Origin of the sequence: Achromobacter sp. F4_2707, from assembly GCF_047501535.1 — a bacterium.
In the GTDB taxonomy this organism is placed as follows: Bacteria; Pseudomonadota; Gammaproteobacteria; order Burkholderiales; family Burkholderiaceae_B; genus Yanghanlia.
This window is the reverse complement of sequence record NZ_JAZDRJ010000003.1, coordinates 31,828-45,982: the sequence shown is the minus strand read 5'-3', so window position 1 is coordinate 45,982 and position 14,155 is coordinate 31,828. Positions and strand designations below refer to the sequence as shown.

Below are 14,155 nucleotides of genomic sequence, written 5' to 3'. Positions count from 1 at the left end.
CTGATAATTGCATCCGGGAAATCCCCCACTACGCCACCCGGCGCCTCACGGATGCATACTCATGAACAAAAATCTGACGCTAAAAAAAGGCTTTATCGCCTTTTTGCTGATACTTGGTGTACTTTCAGCGCTGGTCGTCACCGCCATTTTCAACCTCACGCGCAGTGTTGAACACCTGCGCCAGACGGAAGAAAGCCGCTATCAAAGTACCCTGCTGGCGACGGAATACAAAAACCTCACCCAGGCCATGACCCGCGACGTCATGGCCTTTGTATCCACTGAACAGCCGGAATTTCTGGAAAGCTACGAACGGCACCTGGCCCTTTTGCGCACGCCCTCCGACCGTGGGGCAGATGCCCGGCCCACGCTCTTAGAACGCTTCCGCAACGCGGGCTTTACCTCTGAAGAGATGGCAACGCTAGAGGCCGCTTACGCCGACCACCTTGAACTCATGAAAGTCGAAAAGGAAGCCATTGAAACCGCCAGTGGCCAGTTCGACGATGGCCAAGGCGGTATCAGGGTGGCTTTGCCCAATGCTCTCATGGCCAAAGTGCTGATTTTCGGCCAGCAGTATTCCAGCGCCGCGGCCGCGATTGCCAGTCAGATTGACCAATTCGATCAGATGCAGTCCCAGCGCCATGAAGCCGAAGTCGCACAAGCCAGCCACGACATTTGGGTCGGCAGTACCATTGTGCTGGGTGCGATTGCCATTCTTTTTCTGGGTAGCGCCTTGGGAATTCGCATGCTGTACCGAGGCATCAAACGGCCTTTGGATACCGGCGTCGCGCTGGCAGAGAAGTTAGCCGCCGGCGACCTGGCCGCCCAGGTACGTGTAGAGCGGCATGATGAATTGGGCAAGCTGCTGGTGGCGCTCAACGGCATCGGCAAAGCCCTGACGCTCACCGTGGGTGAAGTGCGCCAACGCGCCGAAAATATTGCTGTCACCGCCCATCAGACCGCGCAGCGCAACGCGTTGCTGGACCTGCGCAGCAACGACCAAGCGCGCCACCTTCAGGAAACGGCCGCTGCCATGGAACAGCTGGCCGCCACCGTGCAGAACAATGCAGAGGGCTCCATCATGGCGCGGGATTTCGTAACCGGCGCATCGGATGCCGCCCAAAGAGGCCATGACATTGCCCAATCGGCCCTGACCACCATGCGAGCGCTGCGCGATAACTCGCGCACCATTGCAGACATCACCAACCTGATCGATTCCATTGCCTTTCAGACCAACATTCTGGCCCTGAACGCCGCCGTGGAAGCCGCGCGCGCGGGTCAACACGGCAAGGGTTTCGCTGTGGTCGCCACCGAAGTCGGCACCCTGTCGCACAAGACAGCCGAAGCGGCACGAGAAATCGCCAAGTTGATACAGACCTCGGTGGCCAATATGGATGCAGGCGCCAGCTTAGTAGACAAAACGGTCGAGGCCATGGGGGATATTCGCAACAACGTCGAACAGGCCCGCCAACTGGTGACGGACATTTCAGAAGCATCACGCGAACAGGCCACAGGCATTGCCCAAGTGTCTACCGCCGTGGCTGAACTCGACGCGCTGACAACAGAAACCGTGACCCAGGTCGGCCTGGCGGCTCAGGCTACCCGAAGCCAGGAAGAACAGGCCAAAGGCCTGGCTGAATTGATTAGCCGCTTCAAGCTGGCGGAGAGCCCTGAGACTGACGTTCTTGACATGGGTTCCGACGGCGAACGCGCACACAACTTGCGCAGCAAACACGGCGCTGTGATCCCCCCTTCCGCACACCGAATTGACACCCCCCGCCCGCAGGAAAAACGCACTTGGGCACTGGGCGGCTCCCCCATTGCTCCGTATCACTCAGCGAACCCAGAACCATCCGGCATTCTGGTCGGGTAGAAGTGACCGACGGGCCCGGCCTCCGTGTGGCGTTCGTGTTCGAGAGGCCAGGGTGCAGCGCCTGGGGCTTCACCGCTTCCTCGCGCTACAATGATGGTCTGATTTTTTACGGAACGACCATGGAAGCAGAACGCCAGAACCTGATAGCCGCCCGCATTGAAGACTACGACGAGCGTCAGGCCTCCTTACGGAGGTATCTTTGACTACGACGCCAAATCCGAGCGTCTCCATGTAGTCAATGCCGAACTTGAAAGCCCGGACGTCTGGAACGACCCCAAGCACGCCCAAGAACTGGGCCGCGAAAAGAAAAGCCTGGAAAAAGTCGTTGAAACACTGACCCAAGTCAGCCAGAACCTCCAGGATGCCCGCGACCTGTTCGAACTGGCCTCGGCCGACGATGACGATGCCACGCTGCAAGCCATCGAAGCCGATGTCGATGCCATTGGCGCACAACTCGAAGAACTCGAGTTCCGCCGCATGTTCTCCAACCCCGCCGACCCCATGAACTGCTTTATGGATATTCAGGCGGGCGCAGGGGGTACAGAAGCCCAGGATTGGGCCTCCATGCTGCTGCGCCAATATTTGCGCTACTGCGAACACAAGGATTTCCGCACTGAAGTGCTGGAAGAGTCCGAAGGTGAAGTCGCGGGGCTGAAATCCGCCACCATCAAAGTCTCGGGTGAATACGCCTACGGCCATTTGCGCACTGAAACCGGTGTGCATCGTTTGGTGCGCAAAAGCCCGTTCGACTCTTCGGGCGGCCGCCACACCTCGTTTGCCAGCGTATTCGTGTACCCGGAGGTCGATGACTCCATCGAGGTTGAAGTCAACCCGGCCGACTTGCGCATCGACACCTACCGTGCCAGCGGCGCCGGGGGGCAGCACGTTAACAAGACAGATTCCGCCGTACGAATCACCCACTTGCCGACAGGCATTGTGGTGCAATGTCAGAACGACCGTTCCCAGCACCGCAACCGCGCTGAAGCCATGCAAATGCTGAAGTCGCGGTTGTACGAGCAGGAATTGCGCGAGCGCATGGCAGAACAGCAGAAACTGGAAGACTCCAAGACCGATGTGGGCTGGGGCCACCAGATCCGCTCCTACGTGCTGGACCAAAGCCGTATTAAAGATCTGCGCACCAACGTAGAGGTCTCCAATACTCAAAAAGTGCTGGACGGCGATCTCGACCCCTTCATCATCGCCAGTCTCAAACAAGGAGTCTGACATGAGCACCACCACCGTCGCCGTTATCACAGGCGCTTCTCGCGGCCTGGGCTTGGCCATGGCCGAACAGCTCTTATCTGCCGGCGCCACGGTCATCACCCTGGCTCGCAGCACCAGCCCTGAGCTGGCGGAATCCGCTAAGCGGCACGGTGCGCGGTTGCAGCAACTGCAGGCCGACCTTTCCAAACCTGCTTCCATTGAGTCGGCGGCCGGGCTAATGAGTGCCGCCCTGCCTGATGGGGCCTCACATTACCTGCTGCTGAACAACGCAGGCACGGTCGACCCAGTCAGCCTGGCTGATGGCCTGTTCGATGCCGGATCCATCGAAACCGCCTTCAACCTGAACGTGGTGGCCGCCATGGTGCTGACCGCCGCTTTTCTGCGCTCCACGCCCAAGGACGCAGACCGGCGAGTTGTGAATATTTCTTCTGGTGCGGGCCGCAGCCCCACTGCCGGGTGGCCAGTCTATTGCTCCACCAAAGCAGCCCTGGATCACTACACTCGTGTACTGGCCGAAGAAAACCCCGACCTGCGCGTGGCTTCTGTGGCGCCCGGTGTGATCGACACCGCCATGCAAGAACACATCCGCGGCAGCGATCGCCGTCAATTCCCCGACCTCGACCGCTTTTTGCAGTTACACGAACAAGGGCTGTTGTCCAGCCCTGAATCAACGGCAAGCCGCATCCTTCAACACGTCACCAGCGATCGTTTCGGCCACGAAATCCTGGACGACATACGCAATTACGATATCCCTTCCCAAACATGAACGAACCGACGCCCACTCCGCTTGCCGCTGATGAAAACCGCCTGATTGCGGAGCGCCGGGGCAAGTTGGCCCGCCTGCGCGCCGACGGCATTGCCTACCCCAACGATTTCCAGCCCGATAGCCAGGCAGCGGCCCTGCATCAAGCCTATGGCGAACTAGAGAAAGAAGCGCTCGAACAAGCCAATAAACAGGTGAAAGTTGCCGGCCGCATGATGCTTAAGCGCGTCATGGGCAAAGCCAGTTTCGCCACCTTGCAAGACGGCTCGGGCCGTATTCAGGTATTTCTGGACCGCAATACGGTGGGTGAAGACACCTATGCCGCCTTCAAAGGCTGGGACATCGGTGACATCGTGGCGGTGGAAGGCCGCATTTTCAAAACCAACAAGGGCGAACTGTCCGTCCACGCCGCCGGCATTCGCCTGCTTTCCAAGTCGCTGCGCCCCCTGCCCGATAAATTTCATGGTGTGGCCGACCAGGAACTGCGCTACCGCCAGCGTTACGTCGACCTCATCATGACCGACGACACGCGCCGCACCTTTATGGCGCGCAGCAAAACCATTGGCAGCATCCGTCGCCACATGCTGGAAGCGGGTTTCCTGGAAGTGGAAACCCCCATGTTGCACCCTATTCCCGGCGGTGCGGCCGCCAAGCCTTTTGTTACCCACCACAATGCGCTCGATATGGAAATGTATCTGCGCATCGCCCCGGAGCTGTATCTGAAGCGGCTCATCGTGGGTGGGTTTGAACGGGTTTTCGAGGTGAACCGCAACTTCCGTAACGAAGGTGTGAGCCCGCGGCACAACCCCGAGTTCACCATGATGGAGTTCTACGCGGCCTATACGGATTACAGCTGGCTGATGGACTTCACTGAAAGCCTGATCCGCAGCGCAGCCATCGACGCCACGGGCAGTGCCGTGCTTGAATACCAGGGCCGCGAACTGGATCTCGGCCAGCCCTTCGACCGCCTGACTATCAGCCAGGCCATCATGAAATACGCCCCGGGATACACCGAGGCGCAATTGGCAGACACCGATTTCCTGCGCCAGGAACTGCGCCGCCTGGGCGCCGATGTCGACGGCCCCGTACTGGCTCGCGCCGGGCTGGGTGCCTTGCAATTAGCTCTGTTTGAAGAAACCGCTGAAGCCAAGCTCTGGAACCCCACCTACATTGTGGATTACCCGGTGGAAGTTTCCCCGCTTGCACGGGCATCGGATTCCAACCCGGAAATCACCGAACGGTTCGAGCTGTTCATTACGGGCCGCGAAATCGCCAACGGTTTTTCTGAGCTGAACGACCCGGAAGACCAGGCCGCGCGCTTTTTGCAGCAAGTGGAAGCCAAAGATGCCGGCGACGAAGAAGCCATGTATTACGACGCCGACTACATCCGCGCCCTGGAATATGGCATGCCCCCTACCGGCGGCTGCGGTATCGGCATCGACCGTCTGGTTATGCTGCTGACCGATAGCGCCAGCATCCGCGACGTCATCCTGTTCCCGCACTTGCGCAAGGAAGACCCGCAGTAAACAGGCGGCCCGCCGCAGCGGGAGACGCTGCGGCTAATACAGCCAAACCAGAAAATGCTCGCGATAGTACGGCTATCGCGAGCATTTTCATTTGCGTGAAGGGGTTTCGCCTTGCTTCTCTGCAGCCTGCTGAATACGGGCCGCACGTTCCTTCTGAACCCTTTCCGTAACATCGCGCGCCATGGCCACCGAGCCGATGGCGGCTCCATCGGCTGATTTCACTAGCGCAAACGTCATTTCCACGTAAAGCTTATCGCCACTTTTGTGGACCGCTCTTGTAACGGTGGGATGACCCTGCAGCTTGAGACTGCCGCTTTTCATGGCGGCGTGGTAGCCCGCCCAATGCGGCGCACGCAAGTGTTCAGGGATGATAATGTCCAGGCTGGCCCCCAGGGCTTCCTGGGAGCGATAGCCGAACAGGCTACAGGCCGCCTGGTTCCAGCGCTGGATCACACCTTGCAAGTCAGCGTAGATCAAAGCGTCACTGGTTTGCTCGAGAATCAGCTCCGCAAGACCGAACTCATCATTTCCAGTAGTCATTGGCTGCCGCAATCGTCTGGAAGTTGGTGGCCACAACCTGGGAAACCGCAATCAGCGCATTGGCGTCTTCGCCATATACCGGCCTGAGCTTGTCGCGGATCTCAGCAGAAGGTTGAGTGAATTTCACAGCCAAGCGGGAAAGCTTGAGCGCCAGCTCATAGCCTTCCTGGGCATTGGCAGTTTTGAGGGTGGGAAGCCAGGCGTCTGACATGGAAACCTCTCTTTAGTATGACGGGAGACTTCCAATATGCCATAGCCTGAGCTTTGGGTCGGGCATAACCCCAAGCAGATTGCTGGCTTGCGCGGTTTAGCGCGGCCATGCCCGTATTCAATAGCGCTGGTTACTGCAACGGCACGTTGGCCAGGCGAATCAACTCCGCCCACTTTTTCTCTTCAGAGCGGGTGTACTCGGCAAACTCCTTGGGCGAAGAACCCACGGGTTGCGCACCCATACCGTTGTACAGCCTCACCAAGTCGGGGTCGCGCAACGCTTCCTGAGCATAAGAAGCCAGTTTCTCGACAATGTTTTCTGGCGTGCCTTTGGGAGCCCACAACGCATACCAGGTGCTGGTATCAAATGTAGGGAAACCCGATTCCGCCATAGTGGGAACGTCTGCCAGTACATCGACACGCTGGGGAGTCGTAACTGCTACGGCCCTGAGCTGGCCCTGTTGAATGAAAGGCATGGCGGATGGCATGGAGTCAAACATCAGATCGAGCTGCCCACCGACCAGGTCGACCAGCGCGGGCGAACTGCCTTTATAAGGAATGTGCAGCATATCGACGCCCGCCAGCTTTTTAAACAACTCACCCGACAAATGCTGCGAAGACGCGGTTCCCGCCGAGCCGAAATTCAACGCGCCTTTTTTCTCTTTGGCCAGTTCCACCGCATCTGCAACTGTCTGAATAGGTGAATCCTTGGGCACAACAAGCACCAGCGGCACGGCGGCCAACTGAGTAACGGGTACGAAATCCTCGAAGGAGTCGTAACTCATCTTTTCGTAGATATGCGGGTTGATCACATGCAGCGAGGCATTAGCCAAAATGGTGTAGCCGTCAGGTGTGGCACGAGCCACTTGATCGGCGCCAATCATGCCGCTGGCCCCTGCGCGGTTGTCGACAATAATGGATTCCCCCATCGCCTTTGTCATGGCCTGAGCTGCACCGCGCGCCATCAGGTCGGTCGGCCCGCCCGGTGGGTACGGCACCACCATCCTCACGGCCTTTTCAGGAAACGCGTCTGCCGCCATTGCGGCCGGTGTGGCCACACTCATTGCCAACAGGACGGCCTGCCCGGCCCACATGGAAAAACGGGAAGTGAACAGTGTACTCATAGGGTATTCTCCTCTCTTACTCTTTTATGTTGATAGCGAGTTTTCCGACAACTTGCCGGCTATGTAAGAGCGCCATTGCATCGGCCAGGCCGCTCATTGGAAACACACGGGCGACAGAAGGTCGTAAACGTCCTTCCTGCGCCCACGTCAGCATCGTTCGCATCGCTTGTTGCAAAGCAGGAGCATGAACAATGCTTTCTTTAGCGGGCGTCCAGCCGATGTAGCGCCCAAAGAAAAACCCATGCAAAGTTAAGTTCTTCACCAACATGATGTTGGCGGGTACTTCGGGCATGGAGCCGCTGGCAAAACCAATGCTCAGCAGCCGCGCATCATGCGCCGCCGCTCTCACCGCATAACCGAACAATTCGCCCCCCACGGGGTCAACCACCACATCGGCACCCCGCCCATCCGCGGCTTCCTTAACCTGCCTGGCCAAGTCCGGGCCGGGCACGACAGCGGCCACAGCCCCACGCTCCAATGCCGCCTGGCGCTTTTCCGCCGTACTGGCACAAGCAATGACTCGCGCCCCCATCTGTGTGGCTAATTCGACAGCAGCCAGGCCGACACCTGCGCCAGCGCCCAGCACCAAAACAGATTCACCCGGCTTGAGCCCGCAGCGCCACAACAGACCGGTATAGGCCGTGCCGTAAGAGATGGGAATGGGCAAGGCATCCAGCAGGTTGAGACCATCAGGTATCGGATAAACCGTGTACTCAGGCAGTTTGATGCGCTCGGCATAACACCCCCAAGGTGCGACCGCTACAACGGCATCACCCGGTTTCAAACGTGTTACGTCTTTGCCGACCGCAACCACTTCGCCCACGGCTTCAGTGCCCGGGCTGAACGGCAACGGCGGGCGGGTTTGATACTTCCCCTCCACCATCAAGCCCACGGCATGGCTGACGCTGGCATACGCCACATCAATCACCACCTCGTCAGGGCCGGGCTGGCCTGGCACCTCTTTCTGTACTAAACGCACTTGCGCGACACTGCCGTACTCATCGCATTGCAGCGCACGCATCGTCTCTGACGGGCTGATGTTCAATCCGGGCTGTATATTCATTGTCTCTCCTCTTACTTATCGGCCTGAGCTTGGCGTATGACTTCCTGCGATAAAAGGCGGTTGATTTCCTCTTGGCCCAGACCCGCTTTGGAAAGCACATCAACCGTATGCTCACCGATTCGTGGTGCAGGCTGCAGACGGCGCCCACGCCCACCAGGCAAACCAGGCAGGAAGAGATTTCCCAAACCCGGCTGAGTGACGGGCTCGAACATCCCTAAATGAACGGCCTGGGGATGAGCGACCAGGTCTTCATAATCGCGCACGACCGCATGCAAGACATCATGCTGGCGAAAACTCGCTTCCCAGTGCTCGGACCCAGCGGCACGCAACTGCTCCGCCAGAGCAGCATGCAAAAAATCTCTATGCGCCATGCGCTTCTCGTTACTATCAAAGCGCTCATCGGCCAGCCACTCAGGCCGCTCCAGCGCGTTGCACAGCCGCGCAAACTGGTCGTTATTCAAGGCCAGAACAGATAGCCGCCCATCAGCCGTATCAAATACGCCATTGGGTGCACTGACCGCGCCGACAGGTTTGTCGCCCAGCACTTGGAAGGAGGCAATATCGTTGCTTTGCAGTGCGGCACAAGCCTCAAACAAGCTAAGCTCAATATGGCTGCCTACACCTTGCACGGCGCGTTGATACAAAGCGGTTGTCGCCTGCTGCGCTGCGTAAAGGGCTGTGGCGATATCGGCCAGCAAAAACCCCACTCGGCGGGGCATTCTATCCACCCCCTGGTTGGAAAACATCAGCCCGGAATCCGCCTGCATGACTGAATCGGAAGCGGGCGCTGCAGCGTAAGGGCCATCCTTGCCATAGCCGCTGATCGACACATAAACCAGATCAGGGCGGTCTTGAGCGAGTTGGGCGTAGCCCATGCCCAGCTTATCGGCCACACCGGGGCGAAAGTTCTGTACCACCATGTCGGCCTGTGCGGCCAGCCGGCGCAACACCTGTTGGCCTGCCTCGGTTCGCGCATCAATACAGACCGATTGTTTGCCGCCGTTGTAACTGGTGGACACCGCGCTCTGTCCGTCGCGATTGACACCGACATGGCGCCCCCAGTCGCCTGCAGGCGGCTCCACCTTGATAACTTCCGCCCCCTGTTGCCAGAAGATTTCAGTGCAATAAGGCCCCGCGATCCCCTGGCTAAGATCCAAAATGCGCAAACCGGTGAAAGGAAGATTCTCTGCCATGGAAAAAGCCTCTTTGTAAAGACCCCCAGCCGTGTCGACCAGAGCGTCTTCGCCACATTGCATAAGCACCTGCGGTGCCGTAATTGAAATTTGCCTCGCTTGCCCGCGCCCTCAAGGACGCAGCCGACGCAAAGGCGCGTAACCACTTCGTTATTCGTATGAAAGAAATGCTATCACCGTGACCATACCGCTACAATTACCCAAATTATTCCTTTTATGTTGAATAAAAATGGACAATAACCTCAACCTGAATCTATTGCGCCTGTTTGTCGCCGCCGTTGAGTGCGAAACATTGAGCGAAGCGGCACGCCGTACCCGCATGACACGCTCCAACGCGTCGCGCCAGCTCAAGGCCCTTGAAAACGCCATGGGTGCCCAGCTATTGCGACGCACGACACGACACACAGAAGTGACCGAAGCCGGCCAGCTGTTGTACGAGCACAGCTTGCGCATGTTGGAAGAGATGGAAACGGCTCAGGCTGCTATCGACAGCCTGGGTGATGTGGTGAAAGGCGATGTCCGCCTGCGCCTGCCCACTGGCCTGGGCCACCTTTATCTCGCGCCCGTGCTCATTGAGTTTGCGAAGCGATACCCGGATGTAAGCTTGCGTGTACTGATTAATGACTTCATTGGCGATTTAATCAGCGCCGAGGTGGATGTGGCCTTGAAAATCACCTCGGCCCCGCCGGAAGATCATGTCGCCCGCAAGCTCTGTCCGGTGCACTGGTGCTTATGTGCCACGCCTCAATTCATTGAGCAGCATGGCACGATTACGCGGCTGGAAGAACTGACCCGCTGCACCCTGATCACACCCGCTTCTTATGGCCGCCGCTTCGATATGAAGCTCAAGATGAACGGTATCACCATGCTGCTGCGTGTCGCGCCGCGACTGCAGTCCGGCGATTACCCGTACATACTTAACGCGACCCTATCGCACCTGGGGGTCGCCCTGCTACCCCGCTATGCCGTGTGGGAACACCTACAGGCAGGCCAGTTGTGCGAAGTTCTCCCCGAGTACGAGCCCGAAGGCGTCGGCGACAGCTTATACCTGCTGACCGCCCCAAACCGCTATCCGACTCTTGCCACCCGCACATTGATGAACTTCATTACAGAGCAGGTTCGCCAACACGAGGTCCACTGGCGGCGGCCCTCAAGTCTAGTTTGATAACCCTTTTTCAGATCTTTCCCCGACCTTTTTCGGTCCTCCCGACTCATTAAATTTGTTCTAATTACAAACTATTGTTCTATAGGCGAATTTTTTAGTAGAATATCGTTCCGCAAATAAAACCCTTGGAATAAAACCCTTTGGAGATTTAGTTTGATGCGGCTCCGGCCTGCCGGGCCCTAAGTCATAGGGCATGGCGGCTGATGTCGGCGCTCCCACTTTCTGCTTGTGTCGCACTCGACCTGGGCGGTATGCGCTGACTCTCCCTTCTCACCACAACATCTCTGCCTCATGACTCTGAAAGAAGCCACTTTGGTGACAGGCGCCAGTTCCGGCATTGGCCGCGCCATCAGCGAAATGCTGCTCGAGAGCGGCCGCACCGTTATTAATCTTGACTACGTCCTGCCGGACTGGAGTCACCCGAATTTGGTGTCGTATCAGGCCGACCTGACGGATGCCAAGCAAACCCGCGAACAGGCCGAGCGCATTACGTCTGAATTCGCCATCACGGCACTGGTGAACAATGCGGGCGCCACCCGCCCCGGGACCATTGACAGCGCAACACTGGAAGATCTCGATTACGTGGTTGCCCTGCATTTTCAGGCCACTCTGATTCTTATCCAGGCGGTTCTGCCGTCGCTGCGCGCTTGCGGCAACGGTCGAATTGTCAACATGAGCTCGCGCGCGGCTCTCGGCAAGCCGGAGCGTGTGGTCTATTCCGCCACCAAGGCGGGTCTGATCGGCATGACTCGCACCCTGGCCATGGAACTTGGCAGCGATGGCATTACTGTGAACGCCATCGGCCCGGGCCCCATTGCCACAGAACTTTTCCGTAAAAGCAACCCTGAAGGCGCACCTCGCACCCAGAAAATCATTGACAGCATCCTCGTCAAGCGATTGGGCACACCCGAGGACGTCGCCAGGGCTGCCATGTTCTTCCTTCACCCGGAGAACAGTTTCATTACCGGTCAGACCTTGTACGTCTGCGGCGGCACCTCGTTGGGAGGCGCCTGAGCCAGCCTTTCAAGGCCGACTCAGCATGAATTCCAACACTGCCCGACGTTGCTGACCCTTACCCCTTACCTTGTTTATCTCGGAGTTTTTATGCGTCCATTCAAAAACACCCGCCGCAACGTGTTGCGCGCCCTTGCACTCGCTAGCGCCTTGTCTTTCGGCGGCTTGAGCGCCATGGCACCGACGACGGCTGCCGCTCAGTCCTTCCCCACTAAGCCTGTCACCATCATTGTGCCCTTCTCTGCGGGCGGCACCACTGACATTCTGGCTCGCATCATCGGCCAGTACTTGGGTAACAAGTTCGGCGAAAGCGTGGTCATCGAAAACCGCGACGGCGCTGGCGGCAACATCGGCACCCAGACTGCCGCACGCGCCAAGGCCGACGGCTACACCCTGCTGATGGGTACGGTAGGCACACACGCCATCAACGCCGCGCTGTATAGCAAGCTGAACTTCGACCACATCAATGATTTCCAGCCCCTGACCCGTGTGGCCATGGTTCCCAACCTGCTGGTGGTCAACCCTGAGCGTCCTTACCGCAGCGTAGAAGAGCTTATTGCCTACGCCAAGGCTCACCCCGGTGAAGTGGCTTTCGCATCGTCCGGCAACGGTTCTTCCATTCACTTGTCCGGCGAACTGTTCAAGCTGCTGGCCGACGTTGACATGCTGCACGTTCCTTACCGCGGAAGCGCTGGCGCTGTGACCGACCTGCTCGGCGGCCAAGTTGACATCATGTTCGACAACATGCCCTCCGCTATTCAGCACGTGCGTAGTGGCGCACTCGTACCGCTGGCTGTCACACCCGCTCAGCGCTCGGAGCAACTGCCGGAGGTCCCAACCATCGCTGAAGCCGGTGTTGAAGGTTACGAAGCCACTTCCTGGTTCGGCCTGTTTGCCCCGGCCGGCACGCCCGACGATGTCGTGAAAACCTTGCATGCAGCTATTGTCGAAGGTTTGAAGGACCCTGAGGTCATCGAAAAATTCTCGGCACAAGGTGCTGTCATCGTTGCCGAGTCGCCAGAAGAGTTCGCCGCATTCATCGCTTCCGAAACCGAAAAGTGGGCCGATGTGGTTAAACGCTCCGGTGCTACCGTAAACTAAACGTTATTGTCATCACCGCAAATCAGGAGAAAATACACATGAGCAAGCAAGCATTCATCTGCGACGGCATACGTACACCGTTCGGCCGTTATGGCGGCGCCCTGTCCAGCGTCCGCCCCGACGATCTGGGTGCTATCGTCATCCGCGCCCTCATGGAGCGCAATGCCAAAGTCGACTGGCAACTGGTCGACGACGTATTGTTTGGCAACGCCAACCAGGCCGGCGAGGACAACCGCAACGTCGCGCGCATGTCTGCTTTGCTTGCTGGTTTGCCTATCGAAGTACCGGGCGCCACCATCAACCGCCTGTGCGGCTCCGGCCTGGACGCCATTGGCACGGCAGCGCGCGCCATCCGCGTGGGTGAAGCCGGCCTGATGATTGCCGGCGGGACCGAAAGCATGAGCCGCGCGCCCTTCGTCATGCCTAAGGCGGGAACGGCCTTTTCACGCGCCAATGCCGTCTACGACACCACCATTGGCTGGCGCTTCGTCAATAAGCAGATGAAGGAAATGTACGGCATCGACTCCATGCCCGAAACGGCTGAAAACGTTGCAGACGATTTCGGCATCGAGCGCGAGGCCCAAGACCGCATGGCCCTGGCCAGCCAGGTCAAAGCCGCCGCCGCCCAGAAGGCGGGCATTCTGGCCGAGGAAATCACCCCGGTCACGATTCCCCAGCGCAAGGGCGACCCCATCATCGTTAAGGATGACGAGCACCTGCGTGAAACCTCTCTGGAAGCACTGGCCAAGCTCAAAGGCGTGGTTCGCCCCGACGGCACGGTTACTGCCGGCAATGCCAGTGGCGTGAACGACGGCGCTTGCGCGGTAGTACTGGCCGATGAAGCCAGCGCCGCCAAACACGGCCTCACACCTCGCGCTCGCGTGGTGGGCATGGCGACCGCAGGCGTGGCTCCCCGCATCATGGGTATCGGCCCCGCACCCGCTACCCAGAAGCTGCTGGCTCAAACCGGCATCAGCCTCGACCAAATCGACGTCATCGAACTGAACGAAGCCTTTGCCGCTCAAGGCTTGGCCGTACTGCGCCAGCTTGGCCTCAAGGATGACGACCCGCGCGTCAACCCCAACGGCGGTGCTATCGCTCTGGGCCACCCACTGGGCGCCAGCGGCGCACGGCTGGCAATCACGGCTGTGAACCAGTTGCATCGCACGGGCGGCCGCTACGCACTGTGCACCATGTGTATCGGCGTTGGCCAAGGCATTGCGGTATTGCTCGAAAGAGTTTAATAAGCAGTTGGTTGGCGGGGGGGGGGCCCCCCCCCCCCCCCCCCCCTTTTAAATAAAAAAAACAAAAAAAAAAAAAAAAAAAAAAAAAAACACAAAACAAAACCCCCCCCCCCCCAAC

General features: G+C 58.6%; 13 protein-coding genes. 8 read left to right on the top strand and 5 right to left on the bottom strand.

Annotated features, from left to right (window positions below):
* The first annotated feature begins 61 nt into the window (after positions 1-61).
* The 4 genes from VRY85_RS03875 to lysS all read left to right on the top strand — a co-directional run bounded on the left by VRY85_RS03875 (position 62) and on the right by lysS (position 5,383).
* On the top strand, positions 62-1,870 hold the full coding sequence (locus VRY85_RS03875; RefSeq protein WP_414597293.1) for a methyl-accepting chemotaxis protein: 1,809 nt from the start codon (positions 62-64) through the stop codon (positions 1,868-1,870).
* Between the two features lie 119 nt (positions 1,871-1,989).
* Positions 1,990-3,094, top strand: a protein-coding gene (prfB, locus tag VRY85_RS03870) for a peptide chain release factor 2 (protein ID WP_414597292.1) whose coding sequence is annotated in 2 segments (ribosomal slippage) — positions 1,990-2,070 and positions 2,072-3,094 — 1,104 coding nt in all. Because the reading frame shifts where the segments join, the coding sequence is not laid out codon by codon here.
* A gap of 1 nt (position 3,095) precedes the next feature.
* Complete coding sequence (locus VRY85_RS03865) at positions 3,096-3,860, top strand: SDR family oxidoreductase (protein ID WP_414597291.1); 765 nt, start codon at positions 3,096-3,098, stop codon at positions 3,858-3,860.
* Positions 3,857-5,383, top strand: a complete 1,527-nt coding sequence (lysS, locus tag VRY85_RS03860; protein WP_414597290.1) for a lysine--tRNA ligase — start codon at positions 3,857-3,859, stop codon at positions 5,381-5,383. The genes VRY85_RS03865 and lysS overlap by 4 nt, the downstream gene beginning before the upstream one ends.
* Before the next feature lie 87 nt (positions 5,384-5,470).
* Here lysS and VRY85_RS03855 read toward each other — a convergent pair whose 3' ends face one another.
* From VRY85_RS03855 to VRY85_RS03835, 5 genes are all read right to left on the bottom strand, one after another.
* The gene (locus tag VRY85_RS03855) at positions 5,471-5,923 is read right to left on the bottom strand and encodes a PAS domain-containing protein (protein WP_414597289.1); all 453 of its coding nucleotides are present in this window, start codon (positions 5,921-5,923) and stop codon (positions 5,471-5,473) included.
* Positions 5,907-6,134: a hexameric tyrosine-coordinated heme protein gene (locus VRY85_RS03850; RefSeq protein ID WP_414597288.1), complete on the bottom strand. Its 228-nt coding sequence runs from the start codon at positions 6,132-6,134 to the stop codon at positions 5,907-5,909. The genes VRY85_RS03855 and VRY85_RS03850 overlap by 17 nt, the downstream gene beginning before the upstream one ends.
* 130 nt (positions 6,135-6,264) lie before the next feature.
* Positions 6,265-7,257, bottom strand: coding sequence for a Bug family tripartite tricarboxylate transporter substrate binding protein (locus VRY85_RS03845; protein WP_414597287.1), 993 nt, complete (start codon positions 7,255-7,257; stop codon positions 6,265-6,267).
* 16 nt (positions 7,258-7,273) lie between these two features.
* On the bottom strand, positions 7,274-8,278 hold the full coding sequence (locus tag VRY85_RS03840) for an NADPH:quinone oxidoreductase family protein (protein WP_414597490.1): 1,005 nt from the start codon (positions 8,276-8,278) through the stop codon (positions 7,274-7,276).
* Between the two features lie 53 nt (positions 8,279-8,331).
* Positions 8,332-9,513: a CaiB/BaiF CoA transferase family protein gene (locus VRY85_RS03835; RefSeq protein ID WP_414597286.1), complete on the bottom strand. Its 1,182-nt coding sequence runs from the start codon at positions 9,511-9,513 to the stop codon at positions 8,332-8,334.
* A gap of 229 nt (positions 9,514-9,742) precedes the next feature.
* On the opposite strand from VRY85_RS03835, the gene VRY85_RS03830 reads away from it, so the two are divergent.
* The 4 genes from VRY85_RS03830 (at position 9,743) to pcaF (ending at position 14,037) form a co-directional block, all read left to right on the top strand.
* Positions 9,743-10,678, top strand: a complete 936-nt coding sequence (locus VRY85_RS03830) for a LysR family transcriptional regulator (RefSeq protein ID WP_414597285.1) — start codon at positions 9,743-9,745, stop codon at positions 10,676-10,678.
* 291 nt (positions 10,679-10,969) lie between these two features.
* Complete coding sequence (locus VRY85_RS03825; RefSeq protein WP_414597284.1) at positions 10,970-11,692, top strand: SDR family NAD(P)-dependent oxidoreductase; 723 nt, start codon at positions 10,970-10,972, stop codon at positions 11,690-11,692.
* A 90-nt stretch (positions 11,693-11,782) separates the two neighbouring features.
* Positions 11,783-12,793, top strand: coding sequence for a Bug family tripartite tricarboxylate transporter substrate binding protein (locus VRY85_RS03820; protein ID WP_414597283.1), 1,011 nt, complete (start codon positions 11,783-11,785; stop codon positions 12,791-12,793).
* Positions 12,794-12,831: 38 nt separating this feature from the next.
* Positions 12,832-14,037, top strand: coding sequence for a 3-oxoadipyl-CoA thiolase (gene pcaF / locus VRY85_RS03815; protein ID WP_414597282.1), 1,206 nt, complete (start codon positions 12,832-12,834; stop codon positions 14,035-14,037).
* Positions 14,038-14,155: the final 118 nt, after the last annotated feature.

Excerpts from the sequence above, each read along its gene's own strand:
- VRY85_RS03875 (WP_414597293.1), top strand. The coding sequence starts at position 62 with ATGAACAAAAATCTGACGCTAAAAAAAGGCTTTATCGCCTTTTTGCTG.
- VRY85_RS03865 (WP_414597291.1), top strand. The coding sequence starts at position 3,096 with ATGAGCACCACCACCGTCGCCGTTATCACAGGCGCTTCTCGCGGCCTG.
- lysS (WP_414597290.1), top strand. The coding sequence starts at position 3,857 with ATGAACGAACCGACGCCCACTCCGCTTGCCGCTGATGAAAACCGCCTG.
- VRY85_RS03855 (WP_414597289.1), bottom strand. The coding sequence starts at position 5,923 with ATGACTACTGGAAATGATGAGTTCGGTCTTGCGGAGCTGATTCTCGAG.
- VRY85_RS03850 (WP_414597288.1), bottom strand. The coding sequence starts at position 6,134 with ATGTCAGACGCCTGGCTTCCCACCCTCAAAACTGCCAATGCCCAGGAA.
- VRY85_RS03845 (WP_414597287.1), bottom strand. The coding sequence starts at position 7,257 with ATGAGTACACTGTTCACTTCCCGTTTTTCCATGTGGGCCGGGCAGGCC.
- VRY85_RS03840 (WP_414597490.1), bottom strand. The coding sequence starts at position 8,278 with ATGCGTGCGCTGCAATGCGATGAGTACGGCAGTGTCGCGCAAGTGCGT.
- VRY85_RS03835 (WP_414597286.1), bottom strand. The coding sequence starts at position 9,513 with ATGGCAGAGAATCTTCCTTTCACCGGTTTGCGCATTTTGGATCTTAGC.
- VRY85_RS03830 (WP_414597285.1), top strand. The coding sequence starts at position 9,743 with ATGGACAATAACCTCAACCTGAATCTATTGCGCCTGTTTGTCGCCGCC.
- VRY85_RS03825 (WP_414597284.1), top strand. The coding sequence starts at position 10,970 with ATGACTCTGAAAGAAGCCACTTTGGTGACAGGCGCCAGTTCCGGCATT.
- VRY85_RS03820 (WP_414597283.1), top strand. The coding sequence starts at position 11,783 with ATGCGTCCATTCAAAAACACCCGCCGCAACGTGTTGCGCGCCCTTGCA.
- pcaF (WP_414597282.1), top strand. The coding sequence starts at position 12,832 with ATGAGCAAGCAAGCATTCATCTGCGACGGCATACGTACACCGTTCGGC.